This is a genomic window from Pseudomonas sp. Fl4BN1 (genome assembly GCF_009908285.1).
Lineage (GTDB): Bacteria > Pseudomonadota > Gammaproteobacteria > Pseudomonadales > Pseudomonadaceae > Aquipseudomonas.
This window is the reverse complement of the sequence record NZ_JAAARM010000010.1, coordinates 23,678-38,142: the sequence shown is the minus strand read 5'-3', so window position 1 is coordinate 38,142 and position 14,465 is coordinate 23,678. Positions and strand designations below refer to the sequence as shown.

Annotated in this window: 11 protein-coding genes; 4 read left to right on the top strand and 7 right to left on the bottom strand. The window is 63.9% G+C overall.

Going from position 1 to position 14,465, the window contains the following annotated elements; translation table 11 throughout:
* Positions 1–32 precede the first annotated feature (32 nt).
* The 6 genes from GV818_RS13380 to GV818_RS13355 form a co-directional block, all read right to left on the bottom strand.
* Positions 33–1,523 carry an aldehyde dehydrogenase gene (locus GV818_RS13380; protein ID WP_161776763.1) on the bottom strand — a complete coding sequence of 497 codons (1,491 nt, stop codon included), beginning with the start codon at positions 1,521–1,523 and terminating at the stop codon, positions 33–35.
* Between the two features lie 291 nt (positions 1,524–1,814).
* A complete protein-coding gene (gene argE / locus GV818_RS13375) occupies positions 1,815–2,978 on the bottom strand; it encodes an acetylornithine deacetylase (RefSeq protein ID WP_161776762.1) in 1,164 nt (387 codons plus the stop codon).
* The gene (locus GV818_RS13370) at positions 2,971–3,648 is read right to left on the bottom strand and encodes a DUF1028 domain-containing protein (protein ID WP_161776761.1); all 678 of its coding nucleotides are present in this window, start codon (positions 3,646–3,648) and stop codon (positions 2,971–2,973) included. Before GV818_RS13370 ends, argE begins: the two co-directional genes overlap by 8 nt.
* Before the next feature lie 70 nt (positions 3,649–3,718).
* Positions 3,719–4,129 carry a RidA family protein gene (locus GV818_RS13365; RefSeq protein WP_161757299.1) on the bottom strand — a complete coding sequence of 137 codons (411 nt, stop codon included), beginning with the start codon at positions 4,127–4,129 and terminating at the stop codon, positions 3,719–3,721.
* Entirely contained in the window at positions 4,129–5,442 is a 1,314-nt protein-coding gene (locus GV818_RS13360) for a flavin-containing monooxygenase (protein WP_161776760.1), read from the bottom strand. Before GV818_RS13360 ends, GV818_RS13365 begins: the two co-directional genes overlap by 1 nt.
* Positions 5,443–5,757: 315 nt before the next feature.
* Complete coding sequence (locus GV818_RS13355) at positions 5,758–7,653, bottom strand: acyl-CoA synthetase (RefSeq protein ID WP_161776759.1); 1,896 nt, start codon at positions 7,651–7,653, stop codon at positions 5,758–5,760.
* Positions 7,654–7,756: 103 nt separating this feature from the next.
* Between GV818_RS13355 and GV818_RS13350 the strand changes: the two genes are divergently transcribed.
* Positions 7,757–8,788, top strand: a complete 1,032-nt coding sequence (locus tag GV818_RS13350) for an AraC family transcriptional regulator (RefSeq protein WP_161776758.1) — start codon at positions 7,757–7,759, stop codon at positions 8,786–8,788.
* Between the two features lie 21 nt (positions 8,789–8,809).
* Here the strand turns inward: GV818_RS13350 and GV818_RS13345 are convergent, their stop codons facing one another.
* Positions 8,810–9,766: a LysR family transcriptional regulator gene (locus GV818_RS13345; RefSeq protein ID WP_161757303.1), complete on the bottom strand. Its 957-nt coding sequence runs from the start codon at positions 9,764–9,766 to the stop codon at positions 8,810–8,812.
* 126 nt (positions 9,767–9,892) lie between these two features.
* On the opposite strand from GV818_RS13345, the gene GV818_RS13340 reads away from it, so the two are divergent.
* From GV818_RS13340 to GV818_RS13330, 3 genes are all read left to right on the top strand, one after another.
* Positions 9,893–11,644 (top strand): DUF1302 domain-containing protein, encoded by a 1,752-nt coding sequence (locus GV818_RS13340; RefSeq protein ID WP_161776757.1) that lies wholly within the window; start codon positions 9,893–9,895, stop codon positions 11,642–11,644.
* A 34-nt stretch (positions 11,645–11,678) separates the two neighbouring features.
* Entirely contained in the window at positions 11,679–13,040 is a 1,362-nt protein-coding gene (locus tag GV818_RS13335; RefSeq protein ID WP_161776756.1) for a DUF1329 domain-containing protein, read from the top strand.
* Positions 13,041–13,150: 110 nt separating this feature from the next.
* The gene (locus GV818_RS13330; RefSeq protein WP_178124894.1) at positions 13,151–14,455 is read left to right on the top strand and encodes an MFS transporter; all 1,305 of its coding nucleotides are present in this window, start codon (positions 13,151–13,153) and stop codon (positions 14,453–14,455) included.
* The last annotated feature ends 10 nt before the right edge of the window (positions 14,456–14,465 follow it).

The window sequence follows — 14,465 nt, the reverse complement described above, 5'->3', positions numbered from 1 at the left end:
CGCAGGCCGGCTCGCCAGGCATCCAACAGCGTTCAGCGCAGTTGGAACCAGGTGGTCTTGAGCTGGGTGTATTTATCAAAGGCGTGCAGCGACAGGTCGCGACCAAACCCCGATTGCCGGCCACCACCAAAGGGCACGGTGACATCCAGGGCATCCACGGTGTTCACCGACACCGTGCCAGCGCGCAGTTGCCGGGCGACCCGGTGGGCGCGGTTGAGATCGTCGCTCCACAGCGAAGCGGCCAGGCCATAGACACTGTCGTTGGCCAGGCGGATGGCCTGGTCCTCGTCGTCGAACGGGGTCACCGCCAGCACCGGGCCGAACACCTCTTCGCGCGCGATGCTCATCTGCGGCTGCACGCCGGTGAGGATGGTCGGCTCGATGTAGTTGTCGCTGCCATCGATGCTCAGTTGCCGACCGCCGCAAGCCAGGTGGGCACCCTGCTCCCGGGCGCCATCGATGAAGCCCATGACGCTGGTGGTCTGGCGGCGGTCGACCATGGCCCCGGCACGGCTGGCCGGGTCCAGGGGGTTGCCCGGCATCCAGGCCCGCGCCTTGGCCAGCAGGCGCTCGACAAACTCGTCATGAATGCTGCGCTGCACCAACAAGCGCGAGTTGGCCGAACACACTTCGCCCTGGTTGAAGAAGATGCCGAAGGCGGCCTTCTCGGCGGCCAGGTCCAGGTCCTGGCAGTCGGCGAACACCAGGTTCGGGCTCTTGCCGCCGCATTCGAGCCAGACCTGCTTGAGATTGGATTGCGCCGAGTACTGCATGAAGTACTTGCCGACCTCGGTGGAGCCGGTGAACACCAGGCAATCCACGTCCGGGTGCAGGCCCAGCGCCTTGCCGGCCTCGCTGCCCAGGCCTGGAACCACGTTGAGCACACCTTGCGGCATCCCCGCTTCCAGGGCCAGTTCGGCCAGGCGCAGCGCCGAGAACGGCGACTGCTCGGCCGGCTTGAGCACCACCGAGTTGCCCACCGCCAGGGCCGGTGCCAGCTTCCAGGCGGCCATGTCCAGCGGGAAGTTCCAAGGCACCACCGCGCCGATCACCCCCAAGGCTTCACGACGGATACTGGCGTGGCTGTTGCGCGGTCCCGGGGCCACTTGGTCGTAGAGCTTGTCGATGCTTTCGGCGTACCAGGCGAAGACGTGGGCGGCGCCGGGAACGTCGATATTCCAGGCGTCCATCACTGGCTTGCCCATGTTCAGGGAGTCCAGCAGGGCCAGTTCCTCGCGATGGACGAGCATCAGCTCGGCCAGGCGCAACAGCACCTTCTTGCGCTCCACCGGGGCCATGCGCGCCCAGGGCCCGTGCTCGAAGGCCTGGCGCGCGGCAGCGACGGCCAGGTCGACCTCGACCTCGCCGCAGGCGCTGACTCGAGCCAGCAACTGGTTGTTCGCCGGATTGATGGCGTCGAAGGTGGCACCGCTGAGGGCCGATAGATGACGGCCACCGATCAGCGCCTGGTCAGTGAATGTTTGCCGGGCAGCTCGCTGCTGCCAGTAACTGAGATCGAACACGCTGCACTCCCTCGTCGACCGTTGATACGGCCTGGTTGTTCTCTGGGTCTGGAGGGATGGTGCGTCACTGCGAGCAAGAGGAAAAATACTAAAAATATGCTCGAACCCCATGAAAAAGCTCTGCAACCCATACCGCGGACAAGGCTGTGCAAACGCAGACGCCCCGGGTTGCGCGCAGGCTCAACCAAGGGCAGGCAGGATGCCTTGGCGCTGGCGATCAGGGCGCAGCAGCCCAGGCGCGGCACAGGTCGGTGACCTGCGCCGTGAGACAGGATCAGCCAGCAGCAAACATCAGGCAGGCGCCTGCAGCCACTGCGCCAGGCGCATCAGCATGGCGTCGCAGGCGTCCAGTTGCTCAATGCTGATGAACTCATCCGGCTTGTGCCCCTGCTCCATGCTGCCGGGGCCGCAGACCACCGTGGCAATGCCCGCTTCATGGAACAGGCCGCCCTCGGTGCCGAAGGCCACGGTGCCGAACTCCCGCGAGCCACTGAGCAGTGCCAGCAACTCGGCGGCTTCGCTGTCCGGCGCGGTGGCCAGGCCCGGATAGGCACTCAAGGGCTGCAGGCCGATGCCGGTATCGGCCTGGATCGCCTGCATCTTCGGCAACAACTGTTCCCCGGCGTAGCGCTGCAATTCATCCACCACCGCCTGGGCGTCGTAACCCGGCAAGGTCCGTACCTCGAAATCGAACTCACATTCCGCCGGTACGATGTTCAGCGCCCGACCGCCCTTGATGGTGCCGGTCTGCACCGTGGAGAACGGCGGGTCGAAACGTGGGTCATGCCTCTCCGGTTGCGCCAGCTGGCGGCCAATGTCCCCAAGCTTGCCGATCAGCCGCGCGGCGTACTCGATGGCATTGACCCCATACGGCGCATAGGCCGAATGACAGGCGGCGCCGCGCACCTGGCAACGCATCGCCAGCTTGCCCTTGTGGCCGAGCACCGGGCGCAGCTCGGTGGGCTCGCCGATCAGGCACAGCACCGGCCGATTCGGGCGCTGTTGCAGTTGCTCAAGCATCGGCCGCACGCCCAGGCAGCCGACCTCTTCGTCATAGGAGAACGCCAGGTGGATCGGCAGCCGCAACGAGCATCGAGTAAAGCTCGGCACGGCGGCCAGCACCGAGGCGATAAAACCTTTCATGTCGGCGGTGCCGCGCCCATACAGGCGCCCTTCCCGCTCACTCAGGACAAACGGTTCGACGCTCCAGGCCTGGCCGTCCACCGGTACTACGTCGGTGTGCCCGGACAGCACCACGCCGCCGCGATCCGCGGGGCCAATGCTGGCAAACAGATTGGCCTTGGTCCGCTGCGGGTTGTAGATCAGCTCGCAGGGCACGCCCTGCTCGGCGAGGTAATCGCGGATAAAGCCGATCAGTTCCAGGTTGGAATCGCGGCTGACCGTGGCAAAGCCCACCAGCCGCGCCAGCAGCTCGCGGCTGGAGAGTTCACTCATTGCCCGGCACTCCGTAGCTGGGGGCGGCGGTCGGGTCCAGGGCCCGGGTCAGGTAGTCCTGCATCTGCGGGCGATAGGCCTGCCAGAGACCGGCCAACTGGCCGATAGGGTCCTCATCGACCCAGTCCACCCGCAGGTCGACGATGGGCCAGGTCAGGTCATCCACCACCATCAGCGCCGCCGAATGCACCGGCCCCGCCTCGCCACCGGCGGCCATCGCCGCCTGCATCGCCGCCAGCAAACGCTCGACAAGAATGCCCGGGGTCCGCTCGAAAGCCGCGACCATGGCCTCGATCACCGCGCTGCTCGCCAGCAGATTACCGGCGGCCACGCACTGCTCGCCGGCCACCGCGTTATGGGTGCCCAGGGCTTGCTGGCCACTGAACAACGCCGTGCGCCCCTGGCCGTCGATCACGGTCACCTGGCGGTACTGGCTCCAGCCATTGCTGCCCAGGGCCTTGTCCAGGGCCGCGGCGGGATCGAGCTGGTGATTCTCCAGCAAGTCGAGAATCTGCGGGCCGAGGGCCGGCAGGGTCACGTTCTGGGTCGCTACCGCTCCGACCCCGGCCCGCACCCAGGGGCAACGGGCGCCGACGGCAATGCTCGACGAGCTGATGGCAATGCCCAGCTGGCCGGTTTCGGCACAACGGCCAACGATTGAAAAAGTCATGGCAACTCCTTGGCCCACAAGGGCCGCATGGGCGCACGATTGGGCGCCGGCGCAATCAACAGCAGAGGCTTCATTCAGGAATGACTGCGATCACATCGATCTCCATCAACCACTGTGGCTGGCCAAGGGCCGAGACCACCAGACCGGTGGAAATCGGGAACACGCCCTTCAACCACTTGCCCACTTCCTGGTACACCGGCTCGCGGTAGCGTGGATCGGTGAGGTAGGTGGTGGTCTTGACGATGTGGGACAGGTCGCTGCCGGCTTCTTCCAGCAGTTGCTTGACGTTCTTCATCGCCTGCTCGGCCTGGGCCTGCGGGTCGCCGAGGCCGATCAGCCGGCCGTCGAAATCGGTGCCGACCTGGCCGCGTACATACACCGTATTGCCGGCGCGCACCGCCTGGCACAGGTCGTTGTCCAGGGACTGGTTGGGGTAGGTGTCCTTGGTGTTGAACATGCGGATACGCGTATGAGTAGGCATCAGTGGGCTCCCACGGAACTGAGGTTGAGCACCGGCGCATCAGCCGTGGCCGAAGGCTGCCGGGCGTCGCTGTAGGCTTGGTATTTGCGCTGCGTGGCGATGTGATCGGCGACGTGCTTGGCGTCGTGCCACACCCCCCAGATAAACGACGAGCCGCGGCGCGACAACCAGGGCAGGCCGAGGAAGTAGACCCCCGGCTCGCGGGACACGCCGCGCTGATGCAGGGGCTTGCCTTGTTCGGTGAAGGTATCGACCTGCAGCCAGCTGAAATCCACGGCATAGCCGGTGGCCCAGATGATCGAGGTGACACCGGCCGCCAGCAGGTCCAGCGCGAGGATCGGCTGCGTCACGCAGTCCGGATCGGGCAAGCGCTGGCGGGCCTCGGGCTCCAGCGGCAGGTGGAGACCGTTGCGGGCGATATAGGCGTCGGCAGCATCCAGCAGCGCCAGGTAGTTCTCGTCACCCCGGGCCAGGTTGTCCACCAGGTCCGCACGGAAGGTCACCCGGTCGCCGTCGAAAGCCTGGGTCAGCCCCACCAGGGTAATGCCCTGCTGGGCCAGGGCCCGGAAGTCGATGGTCTGGCCGCCGCGGGCGCCACTGACGGCGATGGTCACGTGCTCGCGGCCCGGCTTGGCGATCTCTGCATCCCACTCGCCGAGGACCCCGAGCCACCAGCAGAAGTCGCGGTTGCGATAGGAACGTGGCGGACGATCATGAGCACCCACGGACAGGTAGACCTGACGGCCTGCGCGCTGCAGTTCGTCGGCGATCTGTACCCCGGACGAGCCTGCGCCGACCACCAGCACCGCGCCCTCGGGCAGTTGCTGCGGGTTGCGGTACTCGGCGGAATGCAACTGATTAAGCGCCGTGCCCTTGGGCGCAATCGGCGGGATCACCGGGCGTTGGAAAGGCCCGGTGGCAGCCACCACACGATTGGCCTGGATCACCCCATCGGAGGTTTCCACGGTGAAGCCTGGACGACCGACATTGCGCTGCACCTTGCGCACTTCGACACCGGTACGAATCGGCGCATTGAACTTGCGTGCATAGGCTTCGAAGTAATCCGCAACCTGATCCTTGGCCGCGAAGGCATCGGGCTCGATCGCAAACTCCAGCCCTGGAAAACGGTCGTGCCAGACGGGCCCGTTGGCCACCAGCGAATCCCAGCGTCCGCTGCGCCAGGCTTCGGCGACCCGGCTGCGCTCAAGCACCAGGTGCGGCACGCCGAGCTTGCTCAGATGCTCGCTCATGGCCACGCCGGCCTGGCCCGCGCCAACCACCAGGGTATCCACTTGTATTTGTTCTACGGTCATGTCGGTGTCCTTCTGCGAGACGATGGGCGCCAGCCAAGGGCTGGGCGCCCTGTTCAGAACCCGGGTGTGAATCGGATAGGGCAGATGGTGCGACAGACGCCGACGAAGGAAAAATACTAAAAATGTGCTCGCTGGATAAGAAAAAGCGAAGCAGCGCGGGAGCACGCAGACCGTGCAATTTCACTACACCGGCGCTGCATCGACAGGACCCAGAACCTGCTCACGCTGCAGCCAGCGACGTTCAGCCATGTGCAACGCCGCCGGAGCAAAGCAGATCGTCAACCGGTGCTCAGGTGCGCGGCCTGCAATCCACGCTCAGTTCCGCTCACTGGCAAAGGTGTAGCGGCTCAGAGCCTCGGCCAGTCGCTGGGTTTCATCCGCGCAGCGATAGCTCGCCACCAAGCCCTGCTTAGGCCTCTGCACCACCTTCACCTCTTGCAGCTCGATGGCCAGCAAGGCCGCCTCCTGGCGTATGACAGCCTCGATTTCAGCCATGACCAGCGCGGGCTTGAAGATCTTGCCCACGCCGGTGATGGGCAACGCATCGGCCAGGATCACTGCCTTGGGCACCGCTGCACGCTCAGTGATATGCCGCGTCGCGTAGTCCAGCAGCTCGGCGCTGCTGATAGCGCTTCCGGCACGCACCTGCACATAGGCCACCGGGACTTCCCCGGCATGCGCGTCGGGTCGGCCCACCGCTGCACACAGCGCGACATCGGGGTGGGTGGCCAGCACTTCCTCGATGTATTTGGGTTCAATGTTGTGGCCACCCCGGATGATCAGCTCCTTCTTGCGCCCGGTGAGCCAGAAGTAACCTTCGGCATCGCAGCGTCCAAGGTCCCCGGTGTTGAACCAGCGCTGTGCGGAGCCACCCTCGGGAGCATCGGTATCGAACCACATGCCCTGGTCATGAGCGCTGTCCAGATAACCGATGAAGACATTGGGACCACTGATACAGATCGCCCCCACCTCATCGACTTGCGCATGGCGCAGCCAGGCGCCTCGCTCATCGAGGATCATCACACGCATGTCCTGCCAGGGTAGGCGCAGGCCGACGGAGCCAATGCGCGACTCGCCGCGCGCCGGATTGATCGACGACGCGCACGAGCCCTCGGTCAAGCCATAGCCTTCAAGAACGCGCTGGCCTGTCTGTTGCTCGAACTTGCGCAGCAAGTCCCTTGGCATCGGCGCTGCGCCACAGATCGCCACCGTCAGCGAGCGAGTGTCATAGCCGGCGCAGGGCACCTGCAGCAGGCCGGCGTAGACCGTGGGTACGGCTGAATAGCTACTGACCTGATGGGTTTCGACGATCTCCCAGAACCGCGACATGAATCCCGGTGTGCGAAACCCCGCCGGCGGCGCCAGCAGCACATGACCGCCCTGGGCAAATACCGCCAGGCCGCAACCGATCAGCGCATTGACGTGAAACAGCGGCAGCGAGGTAAGCACGGTGCGGCCTGGCCGCAGGACCGGCGCGCCGATCACCGTATCCAGCTGCCCGCAGAAGATCACTTCATTGCGCTGGCTGTGGCAGGCAATTTTCGGCAAGCCGGTGGTGCCGCCAGTGCAATAGTAAGCCGCCACGTCATTCAGGCCCGGCGGTGCAAACCGCAGGCGGTCGCCTGGCTCAACGGCCAGTTCGGCGAAGAAATCCATAACCGGCACCCCGGACACTTCGGCAGGCAGCGGCGCACTCTGCGTGTGGCCCGGCAGATGCCGCAGCGGGTCAATCGCCAGCACACCTTGCAGACCGGGCAAACGGGCAATCGCGCCCTCGACCCGCTGCCAGATTTGCGCATCCGGCTCGGGACCGACCGTGACCACCCAGCGGACCTTGGCTGCCGCCAGCAGCTCGGCCATCTGCGCGCCGTCCAGCAAGACGTTGACCGCAAAGGCGATACCCGCGGTCTGCGCGCCCCACATGGCAATATGGGTTTGCGGCAAGTTCGGCAGGATCAACGCGACCACGTCGCCACGCCGCACCCCCAAGCGCTGGAACAGGTTGGCGGCGCGAGTGATGTCCGCCAGCAGTTCGGCGTATGTCCAGCGCACCGGCTGCGCATGATCCTCGACCCGCAGAAAGAAGCTCAGGGCCAGAGCCTGCGGCCATTGGCCGGCGCTGCGTTCGATCAGCGCATAGGTGCTGTTTATGTCGGTAAAGGGTAGAGGGCCCGCCTCGATCTGCAGAATGTCCTTATAGTCGCAAAGCATTTCCAAGACCTCGAATGATGAATTTTCTTGACTTGAGATGCTGGCATGAGGCGAGTTAGGTTACTTGGCATTTGATAACAACCATTTGGCATCCTGGAACAAAATGAACCGCCCTCCCTTGTTTGTCAGGACCCCGGCCCTGACCGGTTTCAGCCAACTGGTCAGCGAGCATGGCGGTGACGCCCAAGCCCTGCTGGCGCGTGTCGGCATGACCCCGGCCCAGCTCGACGACGCCCATTTCAGCCTGCCCCTGGAGAAGGTCGCGCAACTGCTGGAGATCACCTCGCAGACCTTGTCGATGGCGGATTTCGGCGCGCGCCTGGCGAGCCTGCAAGACGTTTCCATCCTCGGGCCGATGGCCTTGATCGTGCTCCACGCCAGCAACCTTGCCGATGCCCTGGAGCGGGTCGCTCGCTACATGCCGTACCACTCGCCCGGGCTGAACATGAGCCTGAGCGTCGAGGGCCAATATGCCGCCTGGCATCTGGAGCATGACCCGAGTGTCAGCAGGCTGGGCGACCGGCAATTGAGCGAATTGGCGCATGGCATAGCACTTGCCTTCCTGCGTCGGGTTACCGGCAGCACCGGCAAGCAATGGCAGATCAACTTCAGGCATGACAGCCCCCTCGACACCAAGGCCTATCGCGCCCTGTTTGGCTGCCGAGTGCGCGTCAACCAGGCTGAAAACGCCCTGTTCTTTCCCGCCGGCTTGCTGAGCACACCACTGGCCAGCGCCAGCCCGGCAATACTTGAGACCAGCGAGCGGATTGTCCGCCGCCTGATCCAGAGCCATCCCCTGGACCTGGGGCGCCAGGTGGAAATACTGGCGGAGCGCCTGTTGGTGACAGGCAACTGCAACCTGCCCGTCCTGGCCGGCCAGCTGGGCATGCCCCGGCATATGCTCCAGCGCCGCCTGCTGGCCCTGGGCTTGCGCGTCGAGGAGATCATCGATGACTTGCGCCGCAAACGCCTTGAGTCGCTACTCCCCCACCCGCAGATTGCCCTGACCGAAGTCGCGTTCCTGCTGGGTTACGGTGACCCCAGCTCGCTGACCCGCGCCTGTTATCGCTGGTTCGGCCAAAGCCCCAGCGCCTGTCGCCAAAAACTCCTGGCGCGCCCCTGGCAAGCCGACTGAGCGAGCCCCGTCACCCACCGCTCAAGCGCCCGGGAATGTCGACAGCCCGGCCTCCCCCGGGGCCTCGCTGACGATCATGTCCATGGCTTGCTGGGCAATCGGCGAAAGCGTGCGTCCGGCATGGGTCACCACCGCATAGCGGATGGTCAGCACATCTGCCGGCCAGGGCGGTTGGATGAACGGTGCCAGGTCCACCAGCAGCTCGTTGTGCAGGTCCTGGTCGAGCCACGAGCGCCAGGTCAGCAGCAATGAATCGCTGCTCAGGGTGGTTTCACGCAACAGGTTCAGATCGTTGGAACTCAGGGTCCAGGGCAGCAATGTGCCGGGCGCCAGATCGAACAAGGCATACAGCGAAGCTTCGTTGGAAACCGACACGCCGCTCCACTGGTAGTCGAGGATCTGTGCACGGGAAATCGGGCCTGCCTGGAGGGCCAGCGGGTGATCGCGGCGACAGAACACCGAGGCCGGCTGAGGGGGCAAATGGGTCACGGAAAAGCGCGGGTCGATTTCCTCGCCCGACTTGAGGCTGGCAACCACGAAATCCAGTTGCTCGGTTTCCAGCAGGTGGCACAGCTGATTCCAGTACCCGACCTGAACATTGAGCACCAGCCTGGGGACCTGTTTGCGCAACCTGATGAGGATATCGACAGTGTTGAGCGTGGCCGCCATCGGGTTGATGCCCAGGCGCAGTTCACCGCCTTCGGCACCGGCAATATCGATGGCTTGCGCCACCAGCTTCCTGGCGCAACCGAGCAACTCATGCGCACGCCCGATCAGTTGCTGCCCGGCAGCGGTCAGCATCACCGTGCGCGTATCACGATCGAAGAGTCGCACCCCCAGGTCGCTTTCCAGTGACTGGATGCTGCGGCTGAACGCCGTCTGCGACAGATTGGCCCGAGCCGCGGCACGAGAAAAATGCAGCTCCTCGCTCAGATAAACCAGATGGCGCACACGCTTCAGATCGATTAAGTCGCTCACTGCATTAATCCAGCCCTATCTTTGCATTGGACACTCTTAACACGCTCCCAGAAGATTCTCCACCACCAGCATCGACCGGCAGACAACACGTACTGCCTCCAATAAAAAAAACGATGGGGAAGTTCTGTGGCGCACCAATTCCTGCTTGATCAATTTCGCTTCCTGAGCCTGCCGACCCTGATTGCACTGAGTATCAGCGCACCGAGCCAGGCGGCTTCCTTCGACATCGGCGAGATCCAGGGGCAATTCGATTCTTCACTGTCCATTGGCTCCAGCTGGGCACTGCGCAATCCGGACCGGGCCTTCATCGGCACGTGGAACGCAGGGCACGCTTCAAGCCAATCCTCCGACGACGGTCGGCTGAACTTTCGCAAAGGCGAAACCTTCTCGAAGATCTTCAAGGGCGTACACGACCTGCAGCTCAGCTACGGCGATAGCGGAGTGTTCCTGAGGGGCAAGTACTGGTACGACTTCGAGCTCAAGGACGAAAGCCGGCGCTATGTGCAGATCAGTGATGAGCATCGCAAGGAGGCGGCCAAGTCCGCGGGCGCGCAACTGCTGGACGCCTTTGTCTATCACAACTATTTCATCGCCGATCAGCCCGGCAATGCGCGCCTGGGCAAACAGGTGGTCAGTTGGGGGGAAAGTACCTTTATCGGCAATGGCATCAACGTGATCAACCCGACGGATGTCGCAGCCTTTCGGCGCCCGGGAGCGGAAATCAAGGAAGGCCTGATCCCGGTCAACATGCTGTTCCTGTCCCAGGGACTGAGCGAGGACCTCTCCGCCGAATTGTTCTATCAACTGGAATGGGACCAGACCGTCGTCGACAACTGCGGGACCTTTTTCGGCTCCGACGTGATGGCCGATGGCTGCAATACCCGCATGGGTTTCTCGCCCCCCTGGGACCCCAATGGCCAATACCACTTCACCCGGGGCGGCGACCGCGATGCACGCAACAGCGGCCAGTTCGGGATGGCCCTGCGCTGGCAGGTCGAGGCGCTGAACAACACCGAATTCGGCCTGTATGCCCTGAACTACCACAGCCGCGCACCTTTCGTCGGCGGTACGGTCGGTAGCGCCCCCTTCGCGGTCAAGCCCGGCACCATGGCGTCGAGCGCCGAGTACTTCATCGAATACCCGGAAGACATCCGCCTCTATGGCCTGAGCTTTGCCACCACCCTGGGCACCACGGCGGTTTCCGGTGAGCTGAGCTACCGCCCGAACATGCCACTGTCACTCAATGGCAGCGACGTGACCATTGCCGCGCTCGCCGGCCCGATGGCGGCCACTCTCGGGGCCCCGATCTTCGCCAGCGGCTTTGCCCAGCCCGTGCCCGGCGAGAGTTTCCACGGGTATGTGCGCAAGCCGGTGACCCAGGCGCAAATGACCCTCACCCATTTCATCGATCAGGTCTGGGCCGCCGAGCGCCTGACCCTGATTACCGAGATTGGCTACAACCATCTGGGGGCTATCGACAGCAACGCCTTGCGCTTCGGCCGGGACAGCATCTTCGGCAACGGCGAACTGCCCGATAACCGCAATTGCGCGCTGATGGCCAACCCGGTCAACCCGCAGAACTGCAACAACAAGGGTTTCTACACCGCCAATTCCTGGGGTTATCGAAGCCGCGCCATCCTCGATTATCAGAACCTGATCGCCGGGATCAACCTCAAGCCCAGCCTGTCCTGGTCGCATGACGTGGAAGGCTACGGCCCCAACTTCAACCAAGGCAGCAAGGCCATCAGCCTGGCCCTGGATGCCGACCTCAGCAATACCTACTCGGCGAGTCTTTCCTACACCGATTTCTTCGATGGTCCCTACAACACTTCGACTGATCGCGACTTCGTCGCCCTCAGCTTCGGCGTGAGCTTTTGAATCCGCAATCAGCAATCGAACAGGACAAGGTGCGATGAAAATTTCGAAGTCGGTGTTTCACGGCAGTGCGTTGTCGCTGCTGCTTTGCACGTCAGCCATGGCCGCGGTGTCGCCCGAAAAGGCGGCAACACTCGATACCACGTTGACCCCGGTGGGCGCGGAGCGCGCCGGCAATGCCGAAGGTACGATCCCGGCCTGGACGGGCGGCCTGGCGAAGAATGCCGGGGCGATCGACAGCGCTGGTTTTCTCGCCGACCCCTATGCCAGCGAACATGCGTTGTTCAGCATTACCCCGCAGAACGTCGAGCAGTACAAAGGCCGCCTGTCCCCGGGCCAGGTCGCGATGTTCAAGCGCTACCCCGATTACCGGATGAACATCTACCCCACTCACCGCAGCGCCAACGTGCCGCCGAGCATCGTCGAGGCGGCCCGCAAGAACGCCCTGAACACCACCCTGGTGGCCGGCGGCAATGGCCTGGAGCACTTCACCAAGGCCTTTCCGTTTCCGATCCCCAAGGACGGACTGGAGGTGATCTGGAACCACATCACCCGTTATCGCGGTGACAGCGTGAAACGCCAGATGGTGCAGATCGTGCCGGATGTCCAGGGCAACGGCACCCCCGTGACCTTTGCCCACCAGTATGTGTTGCGCGAGAGCCTCGCCGACTACGACCCGGCCAAGCCGAGCAACGTGCTGTTCTACAACAAGCAGACCGTGGTGGCGCCAGCGCGCCTGGCCGGCAACGTGGAGCTGGTTCACGAGACCCTCGATCAGGTCAAGGAACCGCGCCAGGCCTGGATCTACAACGCCGGCCAGCGTCGTGTCCGGCGTGCCCCGCAGGTGGCCTACGACGGGCCCGCCGCCAGCACCGACGGCCAGCGCGTGGTGGACAACTACGACATGTTCAACGGCGCCCCGGATCGTTATGACTGGCAACTGCTGGGCAAGCAGGAACTGTACATCCCGTACAACAGTTACAAGCTCGATTCGCCCACGCTCAAGTACGCCGAGATCACCAAGGCCGGGCACATCAACCAGGACCTGGCGCGCTATGAACTGCACCGTGTGTGGCACGTGGTCGCGACCTTGAAACCGGGCCAGCGCCATGTGTATGCCAAGCGTGATTTCTACATCGACGAGGACTCCTGGCAAGCCGCGGTCATCGATCACTACGACGGGCGCAATACCCTGTGGCGCGTGGCCGAAGCCCATCAGCAGTCCTACTACAACAGCCAGGTGCCCTGGTACACCGCCGAGACCCTGAATGACATGGTCAGCGGCCGCTACCTGGTGCTGGGCCTGAAGAACCAAGAGAAGAGCAACTATCAGTTTGGCGTCAAGGCGCTGGAGGCCGAGTTCACGCCCAACGCCTTGCGCCAGAGTGGGGTGCGCTGAACGCCGGTCACAACGGCCCGAACCACAGCGCCTTCGCCGAGGTGGCGCCAGGACCTCGTACTGGCGGCTGGCACAGACCTTGCGCCAATCGCCACTCTTTGGAAAATGCCATGAAAAGTACCCCCGCTCCTTCGCTACCGCTTCAATACGCACCGTCCGAAGCGCCGGTGATACCCCGCGGCAACATGCGCCGGGTGGTCATCGCCTCCTCCCTGGGCAATGCGCTGGAAATGTATGACTTCACCGTCTACAGCTTTTTCGCGGTGATCATCGGCCAGCTGTTTTTTCCCTCCGACTCACCACTGGCATCGTTGATGATGTCGCTGGTGACCTTTGCCCTGGGTTTTGTCGTCCGCCCGCTAGGGGCAGTACTGATTGGCCGGGTGGCCGACCGCTACGGTCGCAAGCAGGCGCTGTCGCTGACCATTGCCTTGATGACCGTGGGCACGGGCATCATTGCCTTTACCCCCACCTACTCCAGCATCGGGATCTTCGCCACCGTCATGCTGGTGCTCGGACGGATGCTGCAGGGCTTTTCCGCAGGCGGTGAAGTCGGCGCCGCGTCGGCCTTCCTGATGGAGTCCGGACGCACTGACAACCGCTGCTTCATGGTTTGCTGGCAAGGCGCGAGCCAGGGCGCCGCCGCCTTGCTCGGGGCGCTCTCCGGGCTGCTGCTGACCAGTGTCCTGTCGGAGCAGGCGCTGCACAGCTGGGGCTGGCGCATTCCGTTCATCATCGGCCTGCTGATCGGCCCAGTAGGCTGGTACATCCGCAAGCACCTGGATGAAACCCACCAGAACCCGGAGAACCCGACGCCGCTTCGCGACCTGCTGCGCAAGCACGCGCGCACGCTGGGCCTGGGCATCTTGCTCATGGCCAGTTCGACGGTCACCTCCTACATGGTGGTGTTCTACATGCCGACCTACCTCACCCGGACCTTGCATTACTCCAGCAGCTTCGCCTTTTCACTGGTGGCCTTCGCTTGCGTCCTGCTGACGGTCGTTCCCCCGCTGGCCTCGCGATTCGCTGACCGCATGCCACGGCGCAAGCCCTTGCTGTACTGGCTGTGTGGCCTGCAGATGATCCTGACCTACCCGGCCTTCATGCTGCTGGGCCTGCAAAGCACCCTGCTGTGCCTGGTGGCGGTGTCGATGCTGATCCTGCCGATGGCCATCAGCGGCGGCGCCGGCCTGGCGCTGCTGATGGAAGCCTTTGCCCGTGACGAGCGAGTCACCGGGCTGTCGATCGTCTACAGCTTCGGGGTCACCCTGTTCGGTGGTTTCTCGCCACTGATCGTGACCTGGCTGATCGCCGTTACCGCAAACCCGCTGGTACCTGCCTGGTATCTGTGCGCCGCCATCGTGCTGAGTGGCGTGGCCCTGCGTTTCTACCCGGAATACCCGGGCCGTCCCTGAATCCGAGCTG

What these genes read in the sequence shown, in the direction of transcription:
- GV818_RS13350 (WP_161776758.1), top strand. Translation starts at nt 7,757, where the DNA reads ATGAACCGCCCTCCCTTGTTTGTCAGGACCCCGGCCCTGACCGGTTTC.
- argE (WP_161776762.1), bottom strand. Translation starts at nt 2,978, where the DNA reads ATGAGTGAACTCTCCAGCCGCGAGCTGCTGGCGCGGCTGGTGGGCTTT.
- GV818_RS13355 (WP_161776759.1), bottom strand. Translation starts at nt 7,653, where the DNA reads ATGCTTTGCGACTATAAGGACATTCTGCAGATCGAGGCGGGCCCTCTA.
- GV818_RS13370 (WP_161776761.1), bottom strand. Translation starts at nt 3,648, where the DNA reads ATGACTTTTTCAATCGTTGGCCGTTGTGCCGAAACCGGCCAGCTGGGC.
- GV818_RS13365 (WP_161757299.1), bottom strand. Translation starts at nt 4,129, where the DNA reads ATGCCTACTCATACGCGTATCCGCATGTTCAACACCAAGGACACCTAC.
- GV818_RS13360 (WP_161776760.1), bottom strand. Translation starts at nt 5,442, where the DNA reads ATGACCGTAGAACAAATACAAGTGGATACCCTGGTGGTTGGCGCGGGC.
- GV818_RS13335 (WP_161776756.1), top strand. Translation starts at nt 11,679, where the DNA reads ATGAAAATTTCGAAGTCGGTGTTTCACGGCAGTGCGTTGTCGCTGCTG.
- GV818_RS13330 (WP_178124894.1), top strand. Translation starts at nt 13,151, where the DNA reads ATGAAAAGTACCCCCGCTCCTTCGCTACCGCTTCAATACGCACCGTCC.